This window comes from Paraburkholderia graminis (assembly GCF_003330785.1).
Taxonomy (GTDB): domain Bacteria; phylum Pseudomonadota; class Gammaproteobacteria; order Burkholderiales; family Burkholderiaceae; genus Paraburkholderia; species Paraburkholderia graminis.
Genome location: NZ_CP024934.1, coordinates 402,171 through 427,266 on the forward strand (window position 1 = coordinate 402,171; position 25,096 = coordinate 427,266).

Here is a 25,096-nt window from a genome sequence, read left to right on the forward strand (position 1 = left end):
TCCGTCGACAACGAGACAAGGATTGGAGGTAATCAATGGATGGGAATCCGTTTCTGAAGATACAGCGCCTGGGACGCGCGCTGATGCTGCCTATCGCGGTGCTGCCGGTTGCCGGCCTGCTGCTGCGCCTCGGCCAGCCCGATGTGTTCAACATCAAGATGATCGCCGACGCCGGCGGCGCGATCTTCGATAACCTGCCGCTGCTGTTTGCGATCGGCGTGGCCGTTGGCTTTGCGAAGGACAACAACGGCGTCGCGGGTCTCGCGGGCGCGATCGGTTACCTGATCGAAGTCGCGGTGATGAAGGACATCAACGACAAGCTCAACATGGGCGTGTTGTCGGGGATCGTGGCGGGCGTCGTCGCGGGACTGCTGTACAACCGGTACAAGGACATCAAGCTGCCGGATTACCTCGCGTTCTTCGGAGGGAAACGCTTCGTGCCGATTGTCACGGGCGTGGTCTGTCTCGCGCTCGGCATTGTGTTCGGCTACGTGTGGCAGCCGGTGCAGGGCGTGATCGATACGGCCGGCCATTGGCTGACCACGGCGGGCGCGTTCGGCGCATTCGTGTTCGGCGTGCTGAACCGGCTGCTGCTCGTGACGGGTTTGCATCACATCCTCAATTCGCTGACGTGGTTCGTGTTCGGCAGCTTCACGCCGCCGGGCGGCGCGGCGGTGACGGGCGACCTGCATCGCTTCTTCGCGGGCGACCCGACTGCCGGAACGTTCATGACGGGCTTCTTCCCGGTGATGATGTTCGGCCTGCCGGCCGCGTGTCTCGCGATGTTCCATGAAGCACCGAAGGAGCGCCGCGCAGTCGTGGGCGGCTTGCTGTTCTCGATGGCGCTGACGTCGTTCCTCACGGGCGTGACCGAGCCGATCGAATTCAGCTTCATGTTCCTCGCGCCGGTGCTGTACGTGATCCACGCGTTGCTGACGGGTCTCGCGCTCGCGATCTGCTCGGCGCTCGGCATTCACCTCGGCTTCACGTTCTCCGCGGGCGCCATCGACTACGTGCTGAACTACGGCCTGTCCACCAAGGGCTGGCTGGCGATTCCGGTCGGTATCGCGTATTCGGTGGTGTACTACGGGCTGTTCCGCTTCTTCATCCGCAAGTTCAATATGGCGACGCCGGGCCGCGAACCGGCCGCGGCCGACGAGCAGGTCGAATCGTTCACGGCTGGCGGCTTCGTTTCGCCGGCTGCCGGCGCGGCCGTGCCGCGTGCGCAGCGCTATATCGCGGCGTTGGGCGGTGCGGCGAATCTGTCGGTGGTGGATGCGTGCACGACGCGTCTGCGTCTGTCCGTCGTCGATTCGAACAAGGTCTCCGAGAGCGAACTGAAGACGATCGGCGCGCGCGGCGTGCTCAAGCGCGGCGCGACGAACGTGCAGGTAATCATCGGACCGGAAGCGGACATCATCGCCGATGAAATTCGCACGGTGATCGGGCAGGGCGGCGGTGACGCGGTTGCGGCAAAGCCGGCTGCTGTAGTGGCTCCTGCTGCTTCGGCTCCCGCGGCCGTTGCAACTGGCGCGGCGAACGGTCCTCTCGATCCCGATCCGTTGCGCTGGCTCGCGGTGTTTGGCGGCGCGGGCAATGTGGTGTCGCTCGATGCCGTCGCGGCGACGCGTCTGCGTATCGTCGTGCGCGATCCGTCGGCGGTGGATCGTCAGCGTCTCGCCACGCTCGATACCGCGTGGGTGTCGGCGGACACGTTCCATATCGTCGTCGGCGATGCCGCGCGGCGTTACGCCGAAACGCTGGCAACCCGCATGCCGGCGAGCGGCGGAGCGGCGCCTCTGCCTGCGTGATTGGATGAAGGCGGCAGCCAGGCTGCCGCCGCTCTCTTCGCGCTGAGAGATCACAGCGCGTATAAAAAAACCCTGCCGTCGTGAGACGGCAGGGTTTTTCACTTACAGCGTTTATTCGAAACGAACGTTACGCGTACTCGGTCAGCGCGCCGCGCATCTTCTTCATCGCGCTGGCTTCGATCTGGCGAATACGTTCCGCCGACACGCCGAACTCGTCCGCCAGTTCGTGCAGCGTCGAGCCGCCCGAACCGTCGTCCTGCACCTTCAGCCAGCGGGCTTCGATGATGCGGCGGCTGCGGGCATCGAGTGCCTCCAGTGCCGTCGCGATACCGTCGCTCTGCAGCTTGTCGCGCTGACGAGAGGCCAGCACGGCGGTCGGCTCGCTGTGCGAGTCGGCGAGATACGCAATGGGCGCGTACGACTCTTCGCCGTCTTCAACCTGGCCTTCCAGCGCGATGTCGCCGCCCGACAGGCGCGTTTCCATTTCCGCTACTTCTTCGCGCTTGACGTTCAGTTCCTTGGCGAGACCTTCGATCTCGTCCGGCGTGAACGAGCCCAGGCCCTGCTTGTGGCTGCGCAGATTGAAGAACAGCTTGCGCTGCGCCTTGGTCGTGGCGACCTTCACCATGCGCCAGTTGCGCAGAATGTATTCGTGGATCTCGGCCTTGATCCAGTGCATCGCGTACGACACCAGACGCACGTTCTGTTCGGGATCGAAGCGCTTCACGGCCTTCATCAGGCCGATGTTGCCTTCCTGGATCAGGTCGGCGTGCGGCAGCCCGTAGCCGAGATAGTTGCGCGCGATCGAAACGACCAGCCGCAGGTGCGACAGCACGAGCCGGCGCGCGGCCTCGAGGTTGTCGTGCTCGCGGAATTCTGTGGCGAACTGGCGTTCTTCTGCCGGCGTCAGCATCGGAATCCGATTTACGGCCTGGATGTAGGCGTCGATGTTGCCCAGTTGACCGGGCAGCAGGGAGGAATGCGAGAGCGCCAGCGCACCTGCCGGAGCGGCCTTAGCCGACGACGGGCTCAGAGTACTCGGAAGGGTCAATGCATGGCTCACGTGGAAAACTCCTTTGGAATCAGGCAAAAGCTTGTTCAGGTAACGACTCCAGCGTTGGATGTTAGCACTCTCGTTTTCCGAGTGCTAATACTTAGAGGCCGTAGGGGCTTCCAAGTTCCGTAAATTCCTATCGACATCAAAGCTTCAATAGCCATGATACGCCCCTTCAAAGCGCAATGCAGAGACGTATTAATTACCTGACAAAGCGCCTTCATTTATCACTTTCGACCGATTTTTTCACTTTTTAACGTCAGTAATTGCGAAAATTTAAGTTTCTTAAGATGATCCGCCGACTTCGGATTCTCTTTAGAATAAGCAAGACTGTTACAGATCGTTCAACCTGTTGAGCTCGGGTGTCAGATGAACAACAAAAAGAATGTCGTGCGTGGACTGGCTCTAAAAAGCGTCTGCGCGGCCCTGCTGTTTGGCCTTTCAGGCGTCGCCGCGGCGGATCAGTTCGGAATCCAGGTCGCCGGCGGCCTCGGCGATCATCATGTCAAGAAGCTGGATCTCGGCTTTGTGTGGGACCCGAATCTCACGTGGTGGCAGATCGGCGACTGGCATTTCGCGCTGATCGGCGAGGCGCACGTGGCCTGGTGGCATACGAACGAAGGCAATGTGCACGAGAACATCGGCGAAATCGGTGTGACGCCTATCATTCGCTTCATCAAAGGATCGGGAACGATCCGGCCTTTCGTCGAGGCCGGCGCGGGCGTGCGGCTTCTGTCGAGCCCGAGAATCTCTTCGACCTTCACGCTTTCCACGGCGTTCCAGTTCGCCGATATGGCGGGCGTCGGCGTGCAATTCGGCGGCCGTCAGCAGTACCAGGCCGGCTACCGCTTCCAGCATGTGTCGAACGGCGGTATCAAAGAGCCGAATCCTGGTATAAATTTCCACCAGCTATATCTGCAATATAACTTCTGACCGTGGCCGCTACGGCTCACCGGTACAAGGGGCTGAGCAATGGCGGCAAAGACAATCGAGGCGATTCGCGGGCTGGAGCGGGAACGCTTTCGCGCAATGGTCGACGGCGACGGGCAGTCGCTCGACGCGCTGCTCGCCGACAACCTGAGCTACGTCCACACGAACGGCAAGCGCGAAACGAAGCAGCAGTTCATCGACGGCATTACGGGCGGACGCCGCCGCTACCGGCAGATCGAAGTGCAGACGCAGGACGTGCTGCCGGTCGGGCGGGAAACCTGCGTCGTGACGGGCCGCGCGCTGATCGAGATGGAAGCGAATAACGGCGCGCTGCTTTTCCCCATTGCCTACACGGCGATCCATACGCAGGAAGAGGGCCAGTGGCGCCTCATTGCGTGGCAGGCAACGCGCTGCGCAATCGAGTGAGCTTACGACGGCGTTCTGGCGACATCCACGATCAGTTCGACTTGCCGCTCGATCGCGCCGGGCACCGGCGCCTCGCCGCGCAGCACGGCGCTGATCCACGCCGCGGTCGTCGCGGCGTCGCGCGCTTCGGGTAATTCGACCTCCGGCGCGTCTCGCGACGAGCGCTCATGCGGCACCCGCGTCTCGCAGATGCCGTCGTGCAGCCAGTCGATCTGCACCTGACGCCGCGTGTCGGCCACCGCTTCACCTTCGGTGCCGCGCGCGAGCAGCGCGCCGCCCTGCGCCGCCTCGGGATGCGCGCTGAATAGCTGGGTCAGGCTGTCCCGATACGGTGGATGCGTGTAGTTCACGAGCCGCAAACCGGCGGGCGCGAACGGCTGCAGAATTTTCACCAGCGTGTGCGTCGAGTTGCGCACGCCCATGCGCCGGCGCAGCGCGAGCAGACGCGCGAGCTTCGGCGCGAGAACATCGATGGACGCAAAGGCCACGCGCCGCTCGGCGAGGCCGTCTTCGATATCGTCGTGCGAGCTTGCGTGCGGAATCCGCAGATGCGTGAAAATTTCGGCGCTCGTCACGCGGCCGGGATCGTCGGTGACGCCGTGCACCAGAACCGGCACGCCCTCGCGCGCGAGCAGCAGTGCGAGGAGCGGCACGAGATTCGGCTGCTTGCGCGCGCCGTTGTAGCTCGGGATCGACACCGGGCTGAACTCGCCCGGCGGCAGATGAACCGGCTCGAACGACGCATGAGCGCCGGCGAGCATCGCGGCGAGTTCGTCGGCGGTTTCGCCTTTCACGCGGTAGGCGAGCAGGATCGCGCCGAGCTCGAGTTCGCCGACGCGGCCGTCGAGCATGGCGGTGTAGAGCGCGCGGGTGTCGTCGGCGGTGAGCGCGCGGGCGCCGTTCGGCCCGCGGCCAATCTCCTTGATGAAGCGGGCGCAAGGGAACGGGTTGGCGGTGTCGGCGGAGTCTGTCATGAGGGCAATGGACTTGCTGGCGCGCCGACTTTGAGCCGGCCGCCACGGTATTCAAGGGACGTTGTCTGGTGTGAGTATCGCATCTATGGCGCTGCGGCGAGATCCTGGCAACGGCGTGGCAATGGCGCGGCGCTGTCGCGAACGGCTGCCGGACTGACGCGCGCCGCCTGTTGCCGCGCGTTAAACTGGCTGTCTGTTTGTCTGTCTATCGCCGCGCCGCGGCTTCTGTCTGTCTAACAACGGAGAACCGGATGAGTTACGTATTTGCACCGGCACCGGTAGTTGCAGTGCCGGTTGTCGGGTCTAGCGAGCAGTTCCCTGTGCGTCGCATTTACTGCGTCGGCCGCAATTACGAGGCGCATGCCCGTGAGATGGGACACGATCCGGATCGCGAGCCGCCGTTTTTCTTCGCCAAGCCCGCGGATGCCGTTCTGTATGTGCCGCCGGGCGAGACGGGCGAATTCCCATATCCGTCGCAGTCGAAAAACGTGCACTTCGAAATGGAACTGGTCGCGGCGATCGGCAAAGGCGGCAAGGACATTCCGGCCGACCGCGCGCTGGATCACGTCTACGGCTACGCGCTCGGCCTCGATATGACGCGCCGCGATCTGCAGGCCGAGGCGAAGAAGCTCGGGCGTCCGTGGGACACCGCAAAGGGCTTCGATCACTCGGCGCCGCTTGGGCCGATCCATCCGGTTTCGACGGTCGGCCACGTCGGAGAAGGCGCGATCTGGTTGTCCGTCAACGGTGAGGACAAGCAGCGTTCGGACGTGTCGCAGCTCATCTGGTCGGTCGGCGAAACTATCGCTTATCTGTCGACGCTCTTCGAGCTGCAACCCGGCGATCTCATCTTCACGGGCACGCCGGAAGGTGTCGGCGCGGTCGTGCCGGGCGATCTGATGAAAGGCGGCGTGGACCGGCTCGGCGAGTTGAGCGTGCGCGTCGTTTGACGCGGGGATGGGGAGGAGACAACAACATGAAGCTCTACAGCTATTTCCGCAGTTCGGCGTCGTATCGCGTGCGCATCGCGCTCAACGTGAAGAATCTGCCGTACGAGTATGCGCCCGTGCATCTCGTGCGGGACGGCGGCGAGCAGTTGAAGCCCGAGTACCGCAAGCTGAACGCCGACGGCATCGTGCCGACTCTGGTGGACGGCCACGAGGTCATGCCGCAATCGCTCGCGATCATCGAGTATCTGGAGGAAACGCATCCGGAGCCGCCGCTTCTGCCCAAAGCGCCGCTCGATCGCGCGTATGTGCGTTCGGTGGCGTTGCAGGTGGCGTGCGAAATTCATCCGCTGAACAATCTGCGGGTGCTCAGGTATCTGAAACACACGCTTTGTGTCGACGACGATGCCAAAGACGCGTGGTATCGGCATTGGGTGGAAGCCGGTTTTGCGGCGCTCGAGACGCACCTCGCGAGCGACGCACGCACGGGCAAGTTGTGCTTTGGCGACGTGCCGACGCTCGCCGACGCCTGCCTGATTCCGCAGGTCTTCAACGCTCAGCGCTTCAAGGTCGATACGGCGAAATTTCCGACGATCCAGCGCATCTACGATCACGCGATGCAAATCGATGCGTTCGCGCGTGCGGCGCCGGGCGCGCAGCCGGACGCTGAATAGGCTTGCTACGGTGAATGCGAAAAGGGCACTCCGCGGAGTGCCCTTTTTCGTTTGGCTTCGTTTCCCTTCGGTTCCCTTCGTCTGCCTGTGCTGGCGTTCAGCCGCCGAGCAACGCGTCCGAAAACTCCTCGGCGCTGAAGGGCTGCAAATCCTCGACCTTCTCGCCGACGCCGATGAAGTAAACCGGAATTGGCCTTTGCCGCGCGATTGCCGCGAGAATGCCGCCCTTCGCCGTGCCGTCGAGCTTGGTGACGATGAGGCCGGTGAGGCCGAGCGCGTCGTCGAAAGCCTTGACCTGTGCGAGCGCGTTCTGCCCGGTATTGGCATCGATCACGAGCAGCACCTCGTGCGGCGCGCCGTCCTGCGCCTTGCCAATCACGCGCTTGACCTTGCGCAGCTCTTCCATCAGATGCAGTTGGGTCGGCAGACGGCCGGCCGTGTCGGCCATCATCACGTCGATCTTGCGCGCCCGCGCGGCGCCGACCGCGTCGAAAATCACGGCGGCCGGGTCGCCGCTTTCCTGCGCGACTACGGTCACGTTGTTGCGCTGGCCCCAGATGGCCAACTGCTCGCGCGCGGCCGCGCGGAACGTGTCGCCGGCGGCCAGCAGCACCGACTGGTCGAAGCTCTGCAGATGCTTGGCGAGCTTGCCGATGCTGGTCGTTTTGCCCGCGCCGTTGACGCCGGCGATCATCATGACGAGCGGCTTGGCGCGCCCGAGCATCAGCGATTTTTCGAGCGGCCTCAGAAGGTCGACGAGCAGCGTGCGCAGGGCGGCCTTGACCTGCTGCGGCTCCGTGAGACGCTCGGCGCGCACTTTCTCGCGCAGCGCTTCGAGCAGGAATTCGGTGGCGTCGACGCCTGCGTCCGACATCAGCAGCGCGGTTTCGAGCTCTTCGTAAAGATCTTCGTCGATCTTTGCGCCGACGAAAATGCCGGTGATGCTCGAACTCGTTTTCGACAAGCCGGTCTTCAGGCGAGTCAGCCATGAGCGTTTCGCGCTCTCGTCCGGAACCGGCGGCGGCACGATCTCTACCGTTTCTAACGACGCTTCTTCGACGTCGGTTTCTGGCTGGGCTTGCGGCACAAATTGGGGCTCAGCGGCTGCAGGCGGTGTCGCGATGCTGCCGGGCGCATCGGCACGCGGCGCGGCCGGTGCTTCTACCGCAGGCGGCTCGTCGAGAAGATCGTCAGGCGCGGTCTGCGATTCGTCTGGCGCGTTTTCGGACTCTTTCGAACCCTTGAATCGTTTGAAAAAGCTGAACATGATCTGGCGTGGTGAGAGCGCGCGCCGAAGCGCGCAGCCGGCACAGCGCCGGCGGGAGCGGCAGGCAGCGTTGCAATGCGGGATGCAGGGCGCTGGAAGCCGCACATTTTATCAGGCGCGCCGTCGTGCGTCGTATCGGCCGAATGGCCAGGGTGGACGCGCGGCGCCCCTGTGGTAACGTTGGCGCTCCAGTCCGCTCGTATGGCGCTTCGCGTCGATGTGGCGGACGCTTTCCACAAACGTAATCGAAACTGCATGCCCCGTTCTGCTCCTTCACGCGCCCACGGCGCTTCCTCCAAAAGCCGCAAGCCGCACGCGATCCGGATTATCGGCGGCGACTGGAAACGCACGCCGCTGCCGGTGCTCGACCTCGACGGTCTGCGGCCGACGCCGGACCGCGTCCGCGAGACGCTGTTCAACTGGCTCGGGCAACGCCTTGACGGCGAGCTCTGTCTCGATCTGTTCGCGGGCAGCGGCGCGCTCGGTTTCGAGGCAGCGTCGCGCGGCGCCGCGCGCGTGCTGATGGTCGAGCGCAACGCGCGAGCGGCCGCCCAGTTGCGGGCGAATCAGGAGCGCCTCGCCGCGCGCACGATCGAAATTGTCGAGGCCGACGGCTTGCGGCTTGCTGCAAGCCTGCCGCCCGCTTCGTTCGACGTCGTGTTTCTCGACCCGCCTTTCGGCGACGATCTGCTGGACAAAGCGCTGGCGCTGGCCGCGCCGCTCGTCAGCGAAGACGGGTTTCTGTATGTGGAGGCCGGCGCGGCTCTGGACGTCGACGCAAACGAAGCGCTGGCCGGGTGGAAAATCGTGCGGGAAGGGAAAGCCGGCGCTGTCCACTTCCATTTGCTGCAGCGCGAAAATGAGGAATAATGCGCCTTCCAAAACAAGCGCCGGACGATTTCACGTCACGCGCGCGGCCGGTGCCAAATGCGTCGCGTGGACGCTTTGACGTGCCCATCTGTCTGAAGAGAGGAGAAATCTCATGGTAGTCGCCGTGTATCCGGGCACGTTCGATCCGCTCACACGCGGTCACGAAGACCTCGTGCGGCGCGCGTCGAGCATCTTCGACACGCTGGTGGTCGGCGTTGCCGACAGCCGCAACAAGAAGCCGTTTTTCACGCTGAAAGAGCGTCTCGACATCGCTCATGAAGTGCTCGGCCATTATCCGAACGTGCAGGTCATGAGCTTCAAGGGGCTGCTGAAGGACTTCGTGCGGACCAATAACGCACGCGTGATCGTGCGCGGGCTGCGCGCCGTGTCGGACTTCGAATACGAGTTCCAGATGGCTGGCATGAACCGCTATCTGTTGCCGGACGTGGAGACCATGTTCATGACGCCGTCCGACCAGTACCAGTTCATCTCGGGCACGATTGTCCGGGAGATCGCGCAACTGGGCGGCGACGTCAGCAAGTTCGTGTTCCCGTCGGTCGAAAAATGGCTGAAGGAAAAGGTCGCGGCATTGGACGCGGACAACGGCGCTTCGGCGGCGCAGCCGTAACCGGCGTAAACTATCGGTTTGACGGAACGAAGCTGGCTGCGGCCGGCATGAAGTGAGAGAAGTATGGCCTTGATGATTACCGACGAGTGCATCAATTGCGACGTGTGCGAGCCCGAGTGCCCGAACGACGCGATTTCGATGGGCCCGGAAATCTATGTGATCGACCCGAAAAAGTGCACGGAGTGCGTCGGCCATTTCGACGAGCCGCAGTGCATTCAGGTGTGTCCCGTCGAGTGCATTCCGCGCGATCCCGAGCATCTGGAAACGCCGGAAGGCTTGATGGCGAAGTATCACGCGTTACAGGCGGCAAAGAGCGCGTGAGGTTGTGGTCAATGGAATTGAAAACGGCGAGGCGCGGGCCTCGCCGTTTTTTTTGCTGCGCGCCGACTAGCTGATTAGCTGACTAGCTCACGTAGGCGCTGAAAATGTCGCGCAAGGCGTCGAGCAGCATGTCGCACTCGGCGTCGGTTCCGACCGAGATGCGCAGGTGCTGATCGATTCTCGGCGCCTTGAAGTGGCGTACGAAAATTTCCTTCTCACGAAGCCGCGACACCAGCGCCGCCGCGTCGTATCCGGGGTGGCGCGCAAACAGCAGATTGGCCGCCGACGGCACGACATCGAAACCGAGCGCCGTCAGGCCCGCAGCCAGCCGTTCGCGGCTCGCGATCACTTTGGCGCAAGTGTCGCGGAACCACGCTTCGTCCTGATACGCCGCGCGGGCCGCGGCTTGCGCGAGGCGGTCCAGCGGATACGAGTTGAAGCTGTCTTTCACGCGATTCAGCGCGTCGATCAGTTCCGCGTTGCCAAACGCGAAGCCGACGCGCATGCCCGCCAGCGAGCGCGACTTCGACACCGTCTGCACGACGAGCAGGTTCGGATAGCGGTCGATCAACCCGATCGCCGATTCCGCGCCGAAATCCACATACGCTTCGTCGATCACCACGACCGAATCGGCGTTTGTTGCGAGCAAGCGCTCGATGTCCGCAAGCGGCAGCGGACGTCCCGTCGGCGCGTTCGGATTCGGAAACAGGATGCCGCCGTTGGGAACCGCGTAGTCGTCGACGTGGATCGCAAAGGCGTCGTCGAGCGGAATCGTCCGATAGTCAACGTCGAAAAGCCGCGCATAAGTCGGATAAAAGCTGTACGTGATGTCAGGAAACAGCAGCGGCTTGTCGTGCTTGAGCAAGGCCTGGAAGGTGAGCGCGAGCACCTCATCCGAGCCATTACCGGCGAAAACCTGATCGGCGCGGATGCCGTGGTACGCAGCCACGGTTTCACGCAGCTTGAGCGCGGTCGGGTCCGGGTAGCGGCGCAACGATTCGCCGGCATCGCCCAGTTCCTCGCGGATTGCCTCGAGCACGCGCGGCGAAGGCGGGTAGGGATTCTCGTTGGTATTCAGCTTCACCGGATGCGCGAGCGCGGGCTGTTCGCCCGGCACATACGGCGTCAGACGGTGAACGATGTCACTCCAATAGCGGCTCAAAGGGTTCTCCGATGCAAAGCGGTCGATCTGGCGCGGCGGGTTCTAAGTCAATGCGATGATCAGCTTGTGTTGTTAAGCGCACGGCCGGCAGAACGCGCCGGTTGCACGCAACGCAGCGGGGCCGTCCCGCGCAAAACAACAGCGCTTACGAATTGCGCTTACGAATTCCGATGCAGTTGCATCATCGCGCGTTCAAGCTCGCCTTTGATGATCTGCGGCATCACTGCCAGCCCACGCTCCATGGCCGCGTCGATCGCGTCCTGCTCCTCGCGGCGCGGCGGTTTCAGCACATAGTTGGCGACGTCCGGCTTCGCGCCGGCGCGCGCGCTTTCAGGAATCAAATCCCGCGGATGGCCGATGCCGATGCGCAGCCGCCAATACTGCTGCGACGACAGATGTGCGGTGATGTCCTTCAAACCATTATGACCGCCGCTGCCGCCGCCGAGCTTCAGCTTGACACTGCCGGGCGGCATGTCGAGTTCGTCGTGCGCGACGAGAATCTCGTCGGGAAGAATCTTGAAGAACTGCGCCACCGCGACGACCGACTGACCCGAGCGGTTCATATAAGTCTGCGGCTCGAGCAGATGCACTTCCTCGCCGTGAAGCCGTGCCTTCGCGTAGAAACCGTGGAAGCGCCGCTCGTCGCGCAGGGTCGTGCCTGCGTCGCGCGCCAGTTGATCGACCAGCCAGAAACCTGCGTTGTGGCGCGTCGCGGTGTATTCGGCGCCCGGATTGCCGAGCCCGACGATCAGCTTGATCATGATTGCGTGGGTCCATCTGGCCCGGAAGCAGCGCGCGGCCGAGCCGAAAAAAACCGAAAAAAAACCCGCCGGGGCGAACCTCGGCGGGTCACGTCGACCGTTTCATTGAAACGGATCGAGAGGATTGCTTGCTCAATGCGCGAACGGCGCTTAAGCAGCCGGCGTTTCGCCTTCAGCGGAAGCAGCGTCGCTTTCCGACACTGCGCCAGCCGGGATCGTTGCCGAAGCGACGACCGGGTTTTCAGCGTCGACGTGAGCAACCAGCGACACGCCTGCCGGCAGCGGAATATCTTTCGCGTGAACCGATTGACCCGCTTCGATCTTCGCCAGATCGACTTCGATGAATTCGGGCAGTGCCGACGGCAGGCACTCGACTTCGATTTCATTGATGACGTGCGAGATCACCGCGCTCGCCAGCTTGACTGCCGGGTTCGATTCCTGGTTCATGAAGTGCAGCGGCACCTTGGTGTGCAGCTTCTTCGTTGCGTCGACACGCTGGAAGTCCACGTGCAGCACGAGCTGACGGAACGGATGGTATTGCACGTCGCGCAGCAGAACCTGTTGCGACTTGCCACCGACTTCCAGATCGAGAATCGACGAGTGGAAAACTTCTTTCTTCAGCGCGTGCCACAGCGCGTTGTGGTCCAGTTCGACCAATTGCGTTTCAGCACCATCGCCATATACGATGCCCGGGGTCTTGCCCGAGTTACGCAGGCGGCGGCTCGCACCCGTACCTTGCAAAGAACGCTCGAAAGCGACAACTTTCATCTTGAATCTCCAATGCACTGCCCGCGACCAGGCAGTAAAAACGGGGCCCGCAAGCCGTTATGGCTGAGGCCCCAGAGCTGCGGCATGAACCTTCGTTCGTTCACGCCGATTGTGCAAAAGCGCGGCGTTGCCTTGTAGCAATACGCCGCGCCTTCGCAAATACTTAACTTTCAGCGAACAGCGACATGACCGAATCGCCGCGGCGGATGCGCGAGAACGTTTCGGCCAGCAGACCGGCGCTCGTCAGCGAACGGATCTTCGCGCACGAGCGGGCTTCTTCACCGAGCGGGATCGTGTCCGTGACGACCAGTTCGTCGAGCGCGGAAGCGGCGATACGCTCGCCCGCGCCGCCCGACAGAACGGGGTGCGTGGCGTAAGCGAAGACCTGCTTCGCGCCACGTTCCTTCAAAACCTGTGCTGCCTTGCAAAGCGTGCCGGCGGTGTCGACCATGTCGTCCATGATCACGCAGGTCCGGCCTTCGACTTCACCGATGATGTTCATCACTTCGGCAACGTTCGCCTTCGGGCGGCGTTTGTCGATGATTGCGAGGTCGCAGTTGAGCTGCTTCGCCAAAGCCCGGGCACGCACCACGCCGCCGACGTCCGGTGAAACGACCAGCAGGTTCTCGTAGTTCTGCTTGCGCAGATCGCCGAGCAGCACGGGCGTAGCGTAGATGTTGTCGACCGGAATGTCGAAGAAACCCTGAATCTGGTCGGCGTGCAGATCCATTGTGATGATCCGCTCGACGCCCGCGATTTCCAGCATGTTCGCCACGATTTTCGCCGAGATGGCGACGCGCGCCGAACGAGGGCGGCGATCCTGGCGTGCATAACCGAAGTAGGGGATGGCTGCGGTGATCCGGCCGGCCGATGCGCGCTTGAGCGCGTCGACCATGATCATCAGTTCCATCAGGTTGTCGTTCGCCGGTGCGCACGTGGACTGCAGAACAAAGACGTCTTTGCCGCGCACGTTTTCCTGAATCTCGACCTGGATTTCACCGTCCGAGAAACGGCTCACCATTGCTTTGCCGAGGGGAATACCGAGGATTTTGACGACTTCCTGTGCAAGCGCGGGATTTGCGTTGCCAGTAAAAACCATCAGGCCGTCATGGCTGCTCATCGTGCACCTGCTTCAGGCTGGGGGCGAGGGGAAATGCGAGAATTTTTGGCAGGGGAGAAAGGATTCGAACCTTTGCATGCCGGAATCAAAATCCGGTGCCTTAACCAGCTTGGCGACTCCCCTACACTAACTTTGAGCCCCGCCGAACGTGGAGTTTCGTTCGACGATGCAAAACCTATGACGCGAAAGCAAAGAGTGGATGCTGCGTCAGACTGGCGGCCACTGCGCTGTTCCATTCGCTCGGCAGTTTGGCTTGTGCCGCTTCTGCTTCAGCTTTGCTACGGAACGCTGCAAAGACACTTGCACCAGATCCGGACATCCGCGCCGGCGCGATATTTTCAAACCATCGCAGCACTTGCGCTACTTCCGCGTACTTTCCTACGACAACCGGCTGCATGTCATTGCGGCCAAAACTGTCTGGCCATTCAGTGTTGCAGCTAAGTTCTGCAGGAAAGTCCGTAATTGTGAGGGCTTTTGAATCTCTTGTCAACGATTTTTCGGAGAAAATCGCTGCAGTCGGCACATGAACCCTCGGCGTCACTACCAGGAAATGACGCGGCGGCAATTGTACAACGTCTAACGTTTCTCCAACACCCTGGGCGAACGCATTTTTTCCGAAGACGAAGAACGGCACGTCGGCGCCGAGTTTCAGTGCCAGCGCCTGCAATTCGAGCCGCGGCAGCTTCAGCTTCCACAGACGGTTTAGCGCGAGCAGCGTGGTCGCCGCGTCGGAACTGCCGCCGCCGAGCCCCGCGCCCATCGGCAGACGCTTTTCGATCTCGATGTCGACGCCTTCCGGCGAGCCCGTATGCGCTTTCAACAGATTGGCTGCGCGCACGGTGAGGTCGTGTTCCGGCGGCACGTCGGCGATTTCGGTGCTGCGGGTGACGAGACCGTCGTCACGCAGTGTGAAATGCAGCGTGTCGCCCCAGTCGAGTAGCTGAAAGACCGTTTGCAGCGTGTGATAGCCGTCCGGCCGGCGCCCGGTGATGTGCAGGAAGAGATTGAGCTTCGCTGGCGCGAGGCAATCGCGCAGCGAGTGGGTTGTTTCGATCATGGGTCGGGGCTACGGGGCTACATGCGCCAAACAGGCGCCGAATAAGCGGCAAGTGCATGCGAAACAACAGCGCGCAAGGCACGCCGTTGTTCTTACTGGTCCAGCACAAGCTTGATGTCGAGCGGAGGTTCCGAGCGCGTCAGATTCACACGCTTCACGCCGGTGGCCGGCGCATCGGCGTAGGCCAGATAGTCGATCGTCCAGCCGTCCTGGGTGATTTCCTTGAAACGCGACGGTTGCTCCGGGTCTTTTTCAGTCTTTGCGCGCGAAGTCGGCGCGGGCGAAGGCTGCAGCCAGTAGCGCAAGCCTTCGACGGGCAACGCGAAGCCCAGCGCATTCTGCATCAGCGTTGACACGTTGTCCGCGGTGAGCGGCTGGCGGTTCGGCAGTTCGAGCGTCGCCGAAGCCGGCGACGACGTCACGATTGCGAGCGTCTGGCCAAACGGATTGCGCAACTGCAGCGTGACGGTGTCGCCGGTTTCCTGCCACGAGAAATTGCCGTACGCATTGCGCTGCTGGCCATTCTGATCGTTGTACTGGACGGCGAAGCGGCCCTGGTAAGCGCGGCTGGTTTGCGCGGTCACCGCGGTTGCGGCATTCGACGTGGACGGCCCTTGCGGTTTCACCGACGCGCAGCCGGCCAGTGCGACGACGGCTGCCGCCGCGAGCCCGAGCGCCGCACGACGCGTCGCAAGGGAGTGAGTATCAAGACGGGAAAGACGCATCAAAGATCGTTTACCTGAAGACGTTGCAGCGTTTTGACGAGCGTTTCGTTGTCCGGTTCGAGCTTGCGCGCTTCGCGGAAAGCGGCGCGAGCCTGGTCCTGATTGCCGGATTTCCACAGCACTTCGCCGAGGTGCGCGCCGATTTCGGCGTTCGGCTGAATGTCGTAAGCCTTGCGCAGCACCTTGATCGCGTCTGTCGTGTCGCCCATGCGGTACTTGACCCAGCCGACGCTGTCCATGATGAAGGCGTCGTTCGGCGCGAGCGACGATGCCTTCTCGACCAGCTTGTCGGCTTCCGCGAGACGCTGATTGCGATCGGCCAGCGAGTAGCCGAGCGCGTTATACGCCTGCGGATTGTCCGGCTGCGTCTGGATCAGCTTGCGCAATTGCGCTTCCATCGTGTCGAAGTGGCCGTTCTTTTCGGCGGCCATCGCGTAGTCATACGTCAGATCGGGGTCGTCCGGGAACGCCGCCGTGGCTTCCTGCAGGCGCGTTTCGGCTTCGCCATAGCGCTTCGCGTCGAACAGAATCGCTGCGTCGGTGCGCACGACCACCGCCTGATCGCGCGGATCGGCGGGGCGCAGCCTGGCGAGTTGCCGGCGCGCGTCGTCGGGCTTGCCCTGCTTGGCGAGCAGTTGCGCGCGCGTAATCTGCGCCGGCAAGTACTGCTGGCTGGACGGCGAAATCTTGTCGAGCCAGTCGGCGGCAGCCGCTTCGTTCTTCTGTTCGAGCGACAACTGCGCAATGTAGATGTACGCCTGGCCAGGATCGGCGCCGGGCGTTTTCTCGGCTTGCTGCGCGTATTGCGTGAGGTAAGCCTGCGCGTCGTTGAAACTCTTCTGCTGGATTCTGATGAGCGCGAGCGCCATGAGCGGCGTCAGGTCGTTCGCGTTCGCCTTGTGCATGATCTCGAACTGCTTTTGCGCGTCGTCCAGACGGTCGCTCGCCAGATACATTTGCGCGAGCGCGAGACGCGCGTCATGCGACTTCGGATTCTGCTGCACGTATTTTTCGAGCGACGCGATGCCTTCCTTGCGCTCTTCCGGGCCCATTTGCGAAAGCGTCAGCGCGGCCGGCAAATAGTCGGGCTTGAGCGCCAGCGCCTGTTCGAGCGACTTGCGCGCGCCGGGTGCGTCGTTCGCGACCAGTTGCTGACGTGCGACGGCCAGTTGCGCTTCCGGCCGGTTCATGTCGTTCTTCAACATCTCCTGCAACACATGCAGGCCGCCGATCCGGTTCGGTCCGCGCGAGAGCAGCAACTGCAGCGCGAGGATCGCGTTGCCGCGATTGTCCGCCGGCACCTTCGCGAGTTCGCGCTCGAGCAGCGGCTGCGCGTCGTCCGGCTTGCCCGACAGCACGAGCAGCGACGCGTCCAGCTGCGCGGCGCGCTCCGAACTCGGCGCATACTGCTGCCACAATTGCGCGGCAGCCAGTGCGTCCGATGGACTTTGCGCGGCCAGCGCGATTTCGGTGGCGCGCTGCGCCATGCGCGGATCATGTGTGTCACGCGCGAGCGCGAGGTACGTCTGATACGCGGGCGCCGGCTGATTGCGTTGCAACGCGACTTCGGCGGCGAGTACCTGGAATACGATCTGGCTCGTCAGCTGCACGCTCGGCAGCGATTTCTGTTCTTCCGCCGACGGCGGCCCGAGCGGATCGCTCAGCGTGACGGAGGTATCGTCCGAGTCGGGCGACGGGTCCTGCGCGTGCGCGGGCGCCGCGGCGAACGCCCACAGCGCGAGCGCGGCAGTACCGAGCACGCGCCGGGCGGACACTGCCTGCGGCACACGCAATGCGCTAGCCGGGCGCTTCAAAAACAGCTTCACGAAGGACAAGTTCATGGAAATCCGTTCAATGTTTCGGACGATTGTAACGCGCTCGCTACAATACGCGCACAACCACTCACGCAAGTTGCAGACCAGTCAGACATGCCAGAGTTGCCAGAAGTAGAGGTTACCCGACGAGGAATCGAACCGTATGTGTCCGGCCGCAAGGTCGAGCGCGTCGATGTCCGCACGCCCGCGCTGCGGTGGCCGATTCCGGCGGATCTCGCGAAGACTTTGCGCGGCCATGTGGTGCGCAACGTCGAGCGGCGCGGCAAGTATCTGCTGTTCGAAACCGACGCAGGGTGGTTCATCGTGCATCTTGGCATGACCGGCACGCTGCGCGTGCTGCGTCACGTGCCGCATCCGCCGGCCGCGGCGAAGCACGACCACGTCGACTGGATCTTCGACGAGTTCATTTTGCGCTTTCGCGATCCGCGGCGCTTCGGCGCGGTGCTATGGCATCCGCGTGAAGCCGGTGACGTGCTCGGGCATCCGCTGCTCGCGAGCCTCGGCGTCGAGCCGTTCTCGCCGGCCTTCTCCGGCGCGCTGATGCACCGGCTCACGCGCGGGCGCAAGGTCTCGGTGAAGCAGGCGCTGCTGGCGGGCGAAATCGTGGTCGGCGTGGGAAATATCTATGCATCGGAGAGCCTTTTTCGCGCGGGCATTCGGCCGACGACCGCAGCGGGCCGCGTTTCGCTCGTGCGCTATGGACTGCTGGCCGACGCCGTGCGCGTCACGCTTGCCGCGGCGATAGAAAAAGGCGGCAGCACGCTGCGCGATTTTGTCGGCAGCAACGGAGAAAGCGGCTACTTTCAGCTCGATTACTTCGTTTATGATCGCGCGGGGCAGCCTTGCCGCGTGTGCGGTACGCCGATCAGACAGATCGTGCAAGGTCAGCGCTCCACTTACTTTTGTCCCACCTGCCAGCGCTAAATTTCAATGCCCTCCCGCTTAACTCCGCGCTCCGCCGAGCGTTCGTCGCCGTCGGCCGCGCCCGCAGCATCCGCCTCTTCGCTCACGTCCGATTTTTCCTCGCGGCTGGTCGCGTGGCAGCGCAAGCATGGCCGCCATGACCTGCCGTGGCAGAACACGCGCGATGCGTATCGGATCTGGCTGTCGGAAATCATGTTGCAGCAGACGCAGGTGTCGACGGTGATTCCGTACTACGCGAAATTTCTCGCGCGTTTTCCGGATGTCGCCGCACTGGCCGCCGCGCCCGTCGATGACGTGATGGCCTTGTGGGCCGGCCTCGGCTACTACACGCGCGCGCGCAATTTGCACCGCTGCGCGCAGGTGGTGGTCGAGCAGCATGGCGGCGCGTTCCCGGCTTCCGTCGACGAACTCGCGGAATTGCCGGGCATCGGCCGCTCGACGGCGGCGGCGATTGCGTCGTTTGCATTCGGCGCGCGCGCGACGATTCTCGACGGCAACGTGAAGCGCGTGCTCGCGCGAGTGTTCGGCGTCGAAGGTTTTCCGGGCGAGAAGAAGGTCGAGAATGCAATGTGGACGCTGGCGGAGTCGCTATTGCCGTCGAATGCATCGGACGACGAAGTCAGCGCGTACACGCAAGGGTTGATGGACCTCGGCGCCACATTGTGCGTGCGCGGCAAGCCCGACTGCTTGCGCTGTCCGTTCGCCGCCGATTGCGTCGCTAACGTAACGGGGCGTCAGCGTGAACTGCCGACGGCGCGTCCGAAGAAAGCCGTGCCGACCCGCCGCACGTGGATGCTCGTGCTGCGCGACGGCAATGCGGTGATGCTCGAAAAGCGTCCGCCCTCGGGTATCTGGGGCGGTTTGTGGAGCTTGCCGGAAGCGGCTGACGAAGCCGCGCTCGCGACTCGTGCGCGCGAGTTCGGCGGCGGCGCCGGTGTTTCATCGCTTGCGCCGCTTGCACCGCTCACGCACGTTTTCACGCACTTCAAGCTGGACATTGAGCCGCGGCTCGCGGAACTGGAGCGAGGCGTCGGCGCGCTCGCCGCGTTGGGCGATGCGGACACCGCCTGGGTCGCATTAAGCGATCTCGATTCGTTCGGCGTGCCCGCGCCCGTGCGGAAACTGCTGGATGGTCTGCAAGGTTCGCTGATCTGACGAATCGCGTCGGCGTGTCTTCAGTAATAGCTAGAGCAGTTGATGCTGCTGCATATAGCGATGAACCACTTCGATGCGCGCGCCGGCGTCCTGCATCTCCATCAGTTTCTGGCGCGCACGCAGCGCGATCGGCAGTACTTCGGCGAGACGGTTCGATACCCACGACGGGTCCTCGAGTCGGAACGGCTCGGCAAACGGCAAGCTTTCCGGATCGCGCTCGCGGATTGTCGCGATAATCCGTTCGAGCACCTCCGCGCACGCGCCGAATTTTGCCAACTGCTGATTGCCTTCGAGCGGCTCGTCTTCCCCGAGCGGCTCGGCCATGCCGACCAGCAAACCGCTGCTTTCCACGCGATGCGACAGCAGCCGGAAGCGCCGCGTGCCGCGTGCGCGGATCAGCAGCATGCCGAACGCTTCGACGTCGCATTCGTCGATTTCGGCGAGACAGCCAATTGATTCGGGTACTGAAGGCTCATTTTCCCGCGCGACTTCGGCGCCGCTTTTCAGCAGACACACGCCGAACGGCGTCTTTTCGCGCAGACAGTCGCGCGCCATGTCGAGGTAGCGCGCTTCGAAAATTTTCAGCGGCAGAATTCCGCCGGGAAACAGAACCGTGTGCAACGGGAACAGCGGCACATCGGCGAGCACAGTGGAAGTAGAGGACATGGCGCAACGCTTCGAGTTAAGGCCGCGCGATGCGGCCGGTTAAGCCACTAACTTCGAAGACGCGCCGGCGTCGACCGGTGCGTCGCGGTGCCGCACGATTACATTCGCTGCATTGGCGAGACGCGCGGCGAGCGTCTCGGCAATGAACACCGAGCGGTGCTGGCCACCCGTGCAACCAATCGCGACTGTCAGATAACTACGGTTGTCGTCGCGGAAATGCGGGAGCCATTTAGCGAGAAACTTCTCAATGTCGTCGATCATTTCATGCACGACCGGCAGCGCGTCCAGAAAATCGATCACCGGTTTGTCGAGGCCCGTGAGCGGGCGCAATTCATGATCGTAGTACGGGTTCGGCAGCGTGCGGACGTCGAACACCAGATCGGCGTCGAGCGGCACGCCGCGTTTGAAGCCGAACGACTCGAACATCAGCACGAGTCCCGCATGCTCCTGTTCGATAAAGCGCTTCACCCATTGCCGCAGCACGTTCGCGCGCAGATTGCTCGTGTCGATCTGATGGCCGAACTCGGCAAGGCCCGCGACAAGTTCACGCTCGCGTTCGATCGCTTCGGCGAGCGACGTCAGCAAACCGACGTCGGCATCATGCGCGGTGGAGCCCGACAGCGGGTGGCGGCGGCGCGTTTCGGAAAAGCGCTGAATCAGCGACTGCGTGCTCGCGTTGAGGAACAGCACGCGCACGTCGTGAGCGCGCGACAGATCGCGGATCATGGCGGGCATGTCGTCGAGCGATGCGCTCGAACGCGCGTCGATCGCGACCGCGAGGCGGTCGTGTCCGTCTTCGGCAAGGTAAGAGGCGAGCTCGGGCAGAAAGCGCGGCGGCAGATTGTCGACGCAGTAATAACCTGCGTCTTCGAGCGCGTTTAGCGCGACGGATTTGCCTGAGCCGGATATGCCGGTGATGAGGATTATGCGCATGAAGTCGTGAAATCGGTCCGTTTCATCATAGCATCTGAGCCCTTTCGCGCGTACCCGCGGACAGCCGCGGGCTGCGGCGTCAACCGGGTCGACATGCCCGCCGACTTAAATCAGTTTGCCGGGAAACTGGCTATCCGGGTCCTGCATGGCGAGACGCTGGCGGTCCATGAAATCGCGCAACGTGTCGATGCCGCGCAGTTGCAGGATCGTGTTGCGCACGGCCGCTTCGACCAGCACCGCGAGGTTGCGGCCGGCCGCCACCTGGATCGTCACCTTGCTGATCGGCAGGCCGAGCACGTCGACGGTTTGGCTTTCCAGCGGCAGCCGCTGGAACTCGCCGTCAGGACGGCGTACCAGTTGCACGATGAGCTTCAGCTTCATTTTGCGGCGCACGGCGGTTTCGCCGAAAATCGTCTTGATGTCGAGCAGGCCCAGGCCGCGCACTTCCAGCAGGTTTTGCAAAAGCGGCGGGCAGCGTCCTTCGACGAAGTCCGGGCCGAGGCGCACGAAATCCACTGCGTCGTCAGCGACGAGGCCGTGACCGCGGCTGATCAGTTCGAGACCAAGCTCGCTCTTACCGAGGCCCGAATCGCCGGTGAGCAGCACGCCCATGCCGAGGATGTCCATGAACACGCCGTGCAACGTGGCGCGCGGCGCAAGAATGCGCGACATGTAAAGGCGCAGGCTGTCGATTACCGCGGCCGCCGACATCGGCGTGGTGAAAAGCGGCGTGGACGAGCGCGTGCAGCGCAGCACCAGTTCCGGCGGCGCGGCAACGCCGCCCGCCACCACGAGGAACGGCGGTTCCAGCGCGATCAGCTCGGCCATGTGGCGCGAGCGGTCTTCGTCGGTCTGGCGTTTGTAGTAGTCGATTTCGGCGTCGCCGAGCACCTGGATCCGGTTCGGATGGATCAGGTTCAAGTGGCCGACGAGGTCGGCGCTCGACGTGGCATTCGCGACCGATTCCGAAGAAAAGCCGCGTTCCCAGCCTTCATGCCCTGTCAGCCAGCTCAGTTTCAGCGTGGCGGCGTTATCGTCGAAAATGCTCTGGGCGTTGATGCTGGACGTGTCCATGAGTCAGTGACTCCAGTGTTGGCCGCTTGCCGGGCACAGCGCGGGCCGCGCTAACGCGCGCCGTGAGCCGGGCCTGGCGATATCCGCACGCGGGCGGTTGGGCGTGCGGATAGGCGGCGTGCGGATGACCGCCGCTGCATCAAGGTTGCCACTGAGTGAGCAGACGATGCAATGATTCGCGGTCTTCTTCCGTGTGCAGGCGCTCGCGGGCCTCGCGGTCGGACAGCAGTTGCGCGATTTCCGAAAGAATTTCGAGGTGCTGCTGCGTGGCCTGTTCGGGCACGAGCAGGAAGATGAGCAGAGAGACCGGCTGACCGTCGGGCGACTCGAAAGGAATGGCCTCGGCCAGGCGGACAAACGCGGCGAGCGGCTGCTTGAGTCCTTTGATCCGGCCGTGCGGAATCGCGACGCCTTCGCCGAGCCCCGTCGATCCGAGGCGCTCGCGCGCAAACAGATTGTCTGTGACCGTGCTGCGGGCGATGCCGTTCTGGTTCTCGAAGATGAGGCCCGCTTGCTCGAACACGCGCTTTTTGCTGGTGACCGATAGTCCGACGACGACGTTCTCGAGGGGAAGAAATTTGGCTAAACGATTCATGTTGACAGGCGAAAACGTGGCCTGGGTTCTCCTCGCTGGGGCGATTGATTGGTGTTCCATTCGTTTGATGCTCACGGCGACGTACGTTGGAGTCCGAAAGCACAGGACTCCGGCACACCGCCTGCATGCGAGCTAGACCCCGATGGTAACCGGAACATTATAGAACAGGGTAGCAGCGTATGGTGCGGCGCGCCATCAATGCGCAATAGGTTCTTTCTTCGGATTGGCCGGCGTGGGTGCAAACGAAAAACGCAATGAAAAACCCAACGAACAACGCAACCAAAGCCCCAACAAAAAACCGCCCGATTGCGGGCGGTTTCGGTGAGCGAACTGAAGCAGTGCTTGCGGATTCGCTTACTGCGGCGGCACGTCCAGTTGCGGTGCCGGTTGATACTTGATCGCTTCGTGCTGATGGCCTTGCAGGCGATCCTTGTGGCGTATCACTTGCCGGTCGAGCTTGTCGATCATCAGATCGATCGCAGCGTAAAGGTCGCTGTCACAGCTCTCGACAAAAATGTCCTTGCCCTTCAGATGCAGGTTGATTTCAACCTTTTGCCGCTTTTCCTTTTCCTTGTGGTTGTCGACCGAGAGGACCACACTGCCGTCGATGACCTGATCGAAATGTCTTAGCACCCTATCCAATTTGGAGATCACGTATTCGCGCAACGCAGGCGTAACTTCGAGGTGGTGTCCACTGATCTGCAGATTCATAGTGCTTCTCCAAGCTAGTGGCCGCTTGGTCCGCACGATGACGTAGGTCCGGTCGATCTGTCGGCTTGCCTGAGTCGCCCCCCGGTGACTGACTTCTGGCAGGTCGCATCGGCCGGCCTGTCCGCCAACTTGCGGAGCGGCCGGTAAATGCCCGCCACGGAAGGCGACGGGCTACAGAGACTTGCGCAGGTTGACTGCCGGGATTCTGAGCGCTTCGCGATATTTCGCCACGGTGCGCCGTGCGACCACGAAGCCCTGTTCCGCCAGCAGTTCGGCTATGCGGCTGTCTGAGAGAGGCGTTTTTGCGTTTTCCGCTCCTATCAGTTGCTTGATGAGCGCGCGAATGGCGGTCGAAGACGCCGCGCCGCCCGTATCTGTCGAAACATGCGAACCGAAGAAGTATTTGAACTCGAGCGTCCCGAACGGGGTGAGCATGTACTTACCGGTTGTCACACGCGAGACAGTCGACTCGTGTAGGCCCAGCGTATCAGCAATTTCCCGCAAAACCAAGGGGCGCATGGCAATTTCGCCGTGCACAAAAAAGCTCTTTTGACGCTCGACAATGGCTTGCGCGACCCGCAGGATCGTCTCGAAACGCTGCTGGATATTCTTGATCAGCCAGCGCGCTTCCTGCAGTTGCTGGCGCAACGAACCGCTGCCCGGATCGCCCCGGTTATTGCGCAAAATGTTGGCGTACAGGTGGTTGATGCGCAGCTTCGGCACGACCTCGGGATTGAGTTCGGCCTGCCAGCCCTGGGCGGTTTTGCGCACCATGATGTCCGGCACCACGTAATCCGCTTCGGCCTTGCCATACGCTGCGCCGGGAAACGGTTCGAGCGAGCGGATCAGCATGTGCGCGTCGCGCAGATCGTCGTCGTTTGCCTTCAGATGCTTGCGCAGACGCGTGAAATCGCGCGCCGCAAGCAGTTCCAGATAATGGCTGACGATGTCGAGCGCAAGCGCCCGCGTAGGCGAGGGTTCGAGCCGCAACAATTGCAGCTTCAGGCATTCGGACGCGGAACGCGCGCCGACGCCCGCGGGGTCGAAACTGTGCAGCAGCGCGAGCGCCGCATTCATTTCGTCCAGGTCGACTTCGAGTTCTTCGGGCAAGTCGGCGAGCACTTCTTCAAGCGTGGCGGCAAGATAGCCGTCGTCGTCGAGCGACTCGATCAGGAAGGTGACGAGCGCGCGGTCGCGCTGACCGGCCTGCGTGACGCGCAGTTGCGCCATCAGGTGATCGCGCAGCGAAGTACTCGATTCGTGAATTTGCAGCGGCGGCAAATCGTCGTCGTCGGAGGCGTTGCCGGAGCGGCCGTAGTCGTCGAGATTCCATTGCGACGCGTCGCCGTTGCCGTCGCCCGAGAGGCCGTTGTATTCGTCCACGCCTTGCGGCTCGCCGTTCTCCGAGCGCTCACTGCTGCTCGACGACGAGCCATTGCCGCCCATCTGCTCGGGCGGCGCGGACGAACTGGGCGCCTGCGTGATCAGAGAGCCGTCGGACGCCACGCGCAGCGGGCTCGCGATCCAGTCGTCCTCGTTCTCGAGGAGCGGATTCTGCGAGATCGCCGTTGCCACTTCCTGCTGCAGTTCGAGCGTGGACAGCTGAAGCAGCCGGATGGACTGCTGCAGTTGCGGGGTCAACGCAAGATGCTGCGATAGGCGGAGTTGGAGGCTGGCTTTCATGGCAAGTTCAGATTCATTGTAGAGA

Annotated in this window: 26 protein-coding genes and 1 tRNA gene; 10 read left to right on the plus strand and 17 right to left on the minus strand. The window is 62.8% G+C overall.

What is annotated here, in order from left to right:
• The first annotated feature begins 35 nt into the window (after nucleotides 1-35).
• Nucleotides 36-1,811, plus strand: coding sequence for an N-acetylglucosamine-specific PTS transporter subunit IIBC (gene nagE / locus CUJ91_RS01805; RefSeq protein WP_114155763.1), 1,776 nt, complete (start codon nucleotides 36-38; stop codon nucleotides 1,809-1,811).
• Between the two features lie 127 nt (nucleotides 1,812-1,938).
• Here nagE and rpoH read toward each other — a convergent pair whose 3' ends face one another.
• Nucleotides 1,939-2,874, minus strand: coding sequence for an RNA polymerase sigma factor RpoH (gene rpoH / locus CUJ91_RS01810; RefSeq protein WP_006048050.1), 936 nt, complete (start codon nucleotides 2,872-2,874; stop codon nucleotides 1,939-1,941).
• 360 nt (nucleotides 2,875-3,234) lie between these two features.
• On the opposite strand from rpoH, the gene CUJ91_RS01815 reads away from it, so the two are divergent.
• Together CUJ91_RS01815 and CUJ91_RS01820 are read left to right on the plus strand one after the other, a co-directional pair.
• Entirely contained in the window at nucleotides 3,235-3,798 is a 564-nt protein-coding gene (locus CUJ91_RS01815; RefSeq protein WP_006048049.1) for an acyloxyacyl hydrolase, read from the plus strand.
• A gap of 39 nt (nucleotides 3,799-3,837) precedes the next feature.
• Complete coding sequence (locus CUJ91_RS01820) at nucleotides 3,838-4,221, plus strand: nuclear transport factor 2 family protein (RefSeq protein ID WP_006048048.1); 384 nt, start codon at nucleotides 3,838-3,840, stop codon at nucleotides 4,219-4,221.
• A 2-nt stretch (nucleotides 4,222-4,223) separates the two neighbouring features.
• On the opposite strand, the gene ybiB is transcribed toward CUJ91_RS01820, so the two are convergent.
• Nucleotides 4,224-5,195, minus strand: a complete 972-nt coding sequence (gene ybiB / locus CUJ91_RS01825) for a DNA-binding protein YbiB (protein ID WP_107710497.1) — start codon at nucleotides 5,193-5,195, stop codon at nucleotides 4,224-4,226.
• Between the two features lie 251 nt (nucleotides 5,196-5,446).
• Here ybiB and CUJ91_RS01830 point away from each other — a divergent pair, with 251 nt between their 5' ends.
• Entirely contained in the window at nucleotides 5,447-6,145 is a 699-nt protein-coding gene (locus tag CUJ91_RS01830) for a fumarylacetoacetate hydrolase family protein (protein ID WP_053857473.1), read from the plus strand.
• 26 nt (nucleotides 6,146-6,171) lie between these two features.
• Complete coding sequence (gene maiA, locus CUJ91_RS01835; RefSeq protein WP_006048045.1) at nucleotides 6,172-6,816, plus strand: maleylacetoacetate isomerase; 645 nt, start codon at nucleotides 6,172-6,174, stop codon at nucleotides 6,814-6,816.
• Nucleotides 6,817-6,913: 97 nt separating this feature from the next.
• Here maiA and ftsY read toward each other — a convergent pair whose 3' ends face one another.
• Entirely contained in the window at nucleotides 6,914-8,083 is a 1,170-nt protein-coding gene (gene ftsY / locus CUJ91_RS01840) for a signal recognition particle-docking protein FtsY (protein ID WP_107710496.1), read from the minus strand.
• A gap of 255 nt (nucleotides 8,084-8,338) precedes the next feature.
• Between ftsY and rsmD the strand changes: the two genes are divergently transcribed.
• From rsmD to CUJ91_RS01855, 3 genes are all read left to right on the plus strand, one after another.
• Nucleotides 8,339-8,953, plus strand: coding sequence for a 16S rRNA (guanine(966)-N(2))-methyltransferase RsmD (gene rsmD, locus CUJ91_RS01845; protein ID WP_107710495.1), 615 nt, complete (start codon nucleotides 8,339-8,341; stop codon nucleotides 8,951-8,953).
• A 112-nt stretch (nucleotides 8,954-9,065) separates the two neighbouring features.
• Nucleotides 9,066-9,581, plus strand: a complete 516-nt coding sequence (coaD, locus tag CUJ91_RS01850) for a pantetheine-phosphate adenylyltransferase (RefSeq protein WP_006048042.1) — start codon at nucleotides 9,066-9,068, stop codon at nucleotides 9,579-9,581.
• A 63-nt stretch (nucleotides 9,582-9,644) separates the two neighbouring features.
• On the plus strand, nucleotides 9,645-9,902 hold the full coding sequence (locus CUJ91_RS01855; RefSeq protein ID WP_013337947.1) for a YfhL family 4Fe-4S dicluster ferredoxin: 258 nt from the start codon (nucleotides 9,645-9,647) through the stop codon (nucleotides 9,900-9,902).
• Between the two features lie 82 nt (nucleotides 9,903-9,984).
• On the opposite strand, the gene hisC is transcribed toward CUJ91_RS01855, so the two are convergent.
• From hisC to CUJ91_RS01895, 8 genes are all read right to left on the minus strand, one after another.
• The gene (gene hisC, locus CUJ91_RS01860; RefSeq protein ID WP_107710494.1) at nucleotides 9,985-11,064 is read right to left on the minus strand and encodes a histidinol-phosphate transaminase; all 1,080 of its coding nucleotides are present in this window, start codon (nucleotides 11,062-11,064) and stop codon (nucleotides 9,985-9,987) included.
• A gap of 158 nt (nucleotides 11,065-11,222) precedes the next feature.
• Nucleotides 11,223-11,825 (minus strand): aminoacyl-tRNA hydrolase, encoded by a 603-nt coding sequence (gene pth, locus CUJ91_RS01865; protein ID WP_053857477.1) that lies wholly within the window; start codon nucleotides 11,823-11,825, stop codon nucleotides 11,223-11,225.
• A 150-nt stretch (nucleotides 11,826-11,975) separates the two neighbouring features.
• Nucleotides 11,976-12,593, minus strand: coding sequence for a 50S ribosomal protein L25/general stress protein Ctc (locus CUJ91_RS01870; protein ID WP_114155764.1), 618 nt, complete (start codon nucleotides 12,591-12,593; stop codon nucleotides 11,976-11,978).
• Nucleotides 12,594-12,756: 163 nt separating this feature from the next.
• The gene (locus CUJ91_RS01875) at nucleotides 12,757-13,713 is read right to left on the minus strand and encodes a ribose-phosphate pyrophosphokinase (RefSeq protein WP_006048037.1); all 957 of its coding nucleotides are present in this window, start codon (nucleotides 13,711-13,713) and stop codon (nucleotides 12,757-12,759) included.
• A 46-nt stretch (nucleotides 13,714-13,759) separates the two neighbouring features.
• A tRNA-Gln gene (locus CUJ91_RS01880) sits at nucleotides 13,760-13,836 on the minus strand.
• 52 nt (nucleotides 13,837-13,888) lie between these two features.
• Nucleotides 13,889-14,770: a 4-(cytidine 5'-diphospho)-2-C-methyl-D-erythritol kinase gene (ispE, locus tag CUJ91_RS01885; protein ID WP_114155765.1), complete on the minus strand. Its 882-nt coding sequence runs from the start codon at nucleotides 14,768-14,770 to the stop codon at nucleotides 13,889-13,891.
• Between the two features lie 92 nt (nucleotides 14,771-14,862).
• Entirely contained in the window at nucleotides 14,863-15,495 is a 633-nt protein-coding gene (gene lolB, locus CUJ91_RS01890) for a lipoprotein insertase outer membrane protein LolB (RefSeq protein WP_114155766.1), read from the minus strand.
• Nucleotides 15,495-17,336, minus strand: coding sequence for a tetratricopeptide repeat protein (locus CUJ91_RS01895; protein WP_114155767.1), 1,842 nt, complete (start codon nucleotides 17,334-17,336; stop codon nucleotides 15,495-15,497). The genes lolB and CUJ91_RS01895 overlap by 1 nt, the downstream gene beginning before the upstream one ends.
• Nucleotides 17,337-17,423: 87 nt before the next feature.
• Between CUJ91_RS01895 and mutM the strand changes: the two genes are divergently transcribed.
• Nucleotides 17,424-18,254 carry a bifunctional DNA-formamidopyrimidine glycosylase/DNA-(apurinic or apyrimidinic site) lyase gene (gene mutM, locus CUJ91_RS01900; RefSeq protein WP_006048033.1) on the plus strand — a complete coding sequence of 277 codons (831 nt, stop codon included), beginning with the start codon at nucleotides 17,424-17,426 and terminating at the stop codon, nucleotides 18,252-18,254.
• Nucleotides 18,255-18,260: 6 nt separating this feature from the next.
• Nucleotides 18,261-19,409 (plus strand): A/G-specific adenine glycosylase, encoded by a 1,149-nt coding sequence (gene mutY / locus CUJ91_RS01905; RefSeq protein ID WP_181324950.1) that lies wholly within the window; start codon nucleotides 18,261-18,263, stop codon nucleotides 19,407-19,409.
• A gap of 30 nt (nucleotides 19,410-19,439) precedes the next feature.
• Here mutY and CUJ91_RS01910 read toward each other — a convergent pair whose 3' ends face one another.
• From CUJ91_RS01910 to CUJ91_RS01935, 6 genes are all read right to left on the minus strand, one after another.
• Entirely contained in the window at nucleotides 19,440-20,075 is a 636-nt protein-coding gene (locus tag CUJ91_RS01910; protein ID WP_006048031.1) for an LON peptidase substrate-binding domain-containing protein, read from the minus strand.
• A gap of 39 nt (nucleotides 20,076-20,114) precedes the next feature.
• Entirely contained in the window at nucleotides 20,115-21,008 is an 894-nt protein-coding gene (gene rapZ, locus CUJ91_RS01915; RefSeq protein ID WP_006048030.1) for an RNase adapter RapZ, read from the minus strand.
• 105 nt (nucleotides 21,009-21,113) lie between these two features.
• A complete protein-coding gene (gene hprK, locus CUJ91_RS01920; RefSeq protein ID WP_006048029.1) occupies nucleotides 21,114-22,082 on the minus strand; it encodes an HPr(Ser) kinase/phosphatase in 969 nt (322 codons plus the stop codon).
• A gap of 139 nt (nucleotides 22,083-22,221) precedes the next feature.
• Nucleotides 22,222-22,737 (minus strand): PTS sugar transporter subunit IIA, encoded by a 516-nt coding sequence (locus CUJ91_RS01925; RefSeq protein ID WP_006048028.1) that lies wholly within the window; start codon nucleotides 22,735-22,737, stop codon nucleotides 22,222-22,224.
• Nucleotides 22,738-23,031: 294 nt separating this feature from the next.
• Nucleotides 23,032-23,388: a ribosome hibernation-promoting factor, HPF/YfiA family gene (gene hpf, locus CUJ91_RS01930; protein ID WP_006048027.1), complete on the minus strand. Its 357-nt coding sequence runs from the start codon at nucleotides 23,386-23,388 to the stop codon at nucleotides 23,032-23,034.
• A 171-nt stretch (nucleotides 23,389-23,559) separates the two neighbouring features.
• A complete protein-coding gene (locus tag CUJ91_RS01935; protein ID WP_006048026.1) occupies nucleotides 23,560-25,071 on the minus strand; it encodes an RNA polymerase factor sigma-54 in 1,512 nt (503 codons plus the stop codon).
• Nucleotides 25,072-25,096 lie beyond the last annotated feature (25 nt).

What these genes read in the sequence shown, in the direction of transcription:
- nagE (WP_114155763.1), top strand. Translation starts at nt 36, where the DNA reads ATGGATGGGAATCCGTTTCTGAAGATACAGCGCCTGGGACGCGCGCTG.
- CUJ91_RS01925 (WP_006048028.1), bottom strand. Translation starts at nt 22,737, where the DNA reads ATGGAACACCAATCAATCGCCCCAGCGAGGAGAACCCAGGCCACGTTT.
- ftsY (WP_107710496.1), bottom strand. Translation starts at nt 8,083, where the DNA reads ATGTTCAGCTTTTTCAAACGATTCAAGGGTTCGAAAGAGTCCGAAAAC.
- coaD (WP_006048042.1), top strand. Translation starts at nt 9,066, where the DNA reads ATGGTAGTCGCCGTGTATCCGGGCACGTTCGATCCGCTCACACGCGGT.
- pth (WP_053857477.1), bottom strand. Translation starts at nt 11,825, where the DNA reads ATGATCAAGCTGATCGTCGGGCTCGGCAATCCGGGCGCCGAATACACC.
- CUJ91_RS01910 (WP_006048031.1), bottom strand. Translation starts at nt 20,075, where the DNA reads ATGTCCTCTACTTCCACTGTGCTCGCCGATGTGCCGCTGTTCCCGTTG.
- CUJ91_RS01895 (WP_114155767.1), bottom strand. Translation starts at nt 17,336, where the DNA reads ATGAACTTGTCCTTCGTGAAGCTGTTTTTGAAGCGCCCGGCTAGCGCA.
- CUJ91_RS01830 (WP_053857473.1), top strand. Translation starts at nt 5,447, where the DNA reads ATGAGTTACGTATTTGCACCGGCACCGGTAGTTGCAGTGCCGGTTGTC.
- mutY (WP_181324950.1), top strand. Translation starts at nt 18,261, where the DNA reads ATGCCCTCCCGCTTAACTCCGCGCTCCGCCGAGCGTTCGTCGCCGTCG.
- CUJ91_RS01820 (WP_006048048.1), top strand. Translation starts at nt 3,838, where the DNA reads ATGGCGGCAAAGACAATCGAGGCGATTCGCGGGCTGGAGCGGGAACGC.
- CUJ91_RS01935 (WP_006048026.1), bottom strand. Translation starts at nt 25,071, where the DNA reads ATGAAAGCCAGCCTCCAACTCCGCCTATCGCAGCATCTTGCGTTGACC.
- CUJ91_RS01875 (WP_006048037.1), bottom strand. Translation starts at nt 13,713, where the DNA reads ATGAGCAGCCATGACGGCCTGATGGTTTTTACTGGCAACGCAAATCCC.
- ispE (WP_114155765.1), bottom strand. Translation starts at nt 14,770, where the DNA reads ATGATCGAAACAACCCACTCGCTGCGCGATTGCCTCGCGCCAGCGAAG.
- maiA (WP_006048045.1), top strand. Translation starts at nt 6,172, where the DNA reads ATGAAGCTCTACAGCTATTTCCGCAGTTCGGCGTCGTATCGCGTGCGC.
- hpf (WP_006048027.1), bottom strand. Translation starts at nt 23,388, where the DNA reads ATGAATCTGCAGATCAGTGGACACCACCTCGAAGTTACGCCTGCGTTG.
- rapZ (WP_006048030.1), bottom strand. Translation starts at nt 21,008, where the DNA reads ATGCGCATAATCCTCATCACCGGCATATCCGGCTCAGGCAAATCCGTC.
- rsmD (WP_107710495.1), top strand. Translation starts at nt 8,339, where the DNA reads ATGCCCCGTTCTGCTCCTTCACGCGCCCACGGCGCTTCCTCCAAAAGC.
- lolB (WP_114155766.1), bottom strand. Translation starts at nt 15,495, where the DNA reads ATGCGTCTTTCCCGTCTTGATACTCACTCCCTTGCGACGCGTCGTGCG.
- CUJ91_RS01870 (WP_114155764.1), bottom strand. Translation starts at nt 12,593, where the DNA reads ATGAAAGTTGTCGCTTTCGAGCGTTCTTTGCAAGGTACGGGTGCGAGC.
- ybiB (WP_107710497.1), bottom strand. Translation starts at nt 5,195, where the DNA reads ATGACAGACTCCGCCGACACCGCCAACCCGTTCCCTTGCGCCCGCTTC.
- CUJ91_RS01815 (WP_006048049.1), top strand. Translation starts at nt 3,235, where the DNA reads ATGAACAACAAAAAGAATGTCGTGCGTGGACTGGCTCTAAAAAGCGTC.
- CUJ91_RS01855 (WP_013337947.1), top strand. Translation starts at nt 9,645, where the DNA reads ATGGCCTTGATGATTACCGACGAGTGCATCAATTGCGACGTGTGCGAG.
- hprK (WP_006048029.1), bottom strand. Translation starts at nt 22,082, where the DNA reads ATGGACACGTCCAGCATCAACGCCCAGAGCATTTTCGACGATAACGCC.
- mutM (WP_006048033.1), top strand. Translation starts at nt 17,424, where the DNA reads ATGCCAGAGTTGCCAGAAGTAGAGGTTACCCGACGAGGAATCGAACCG.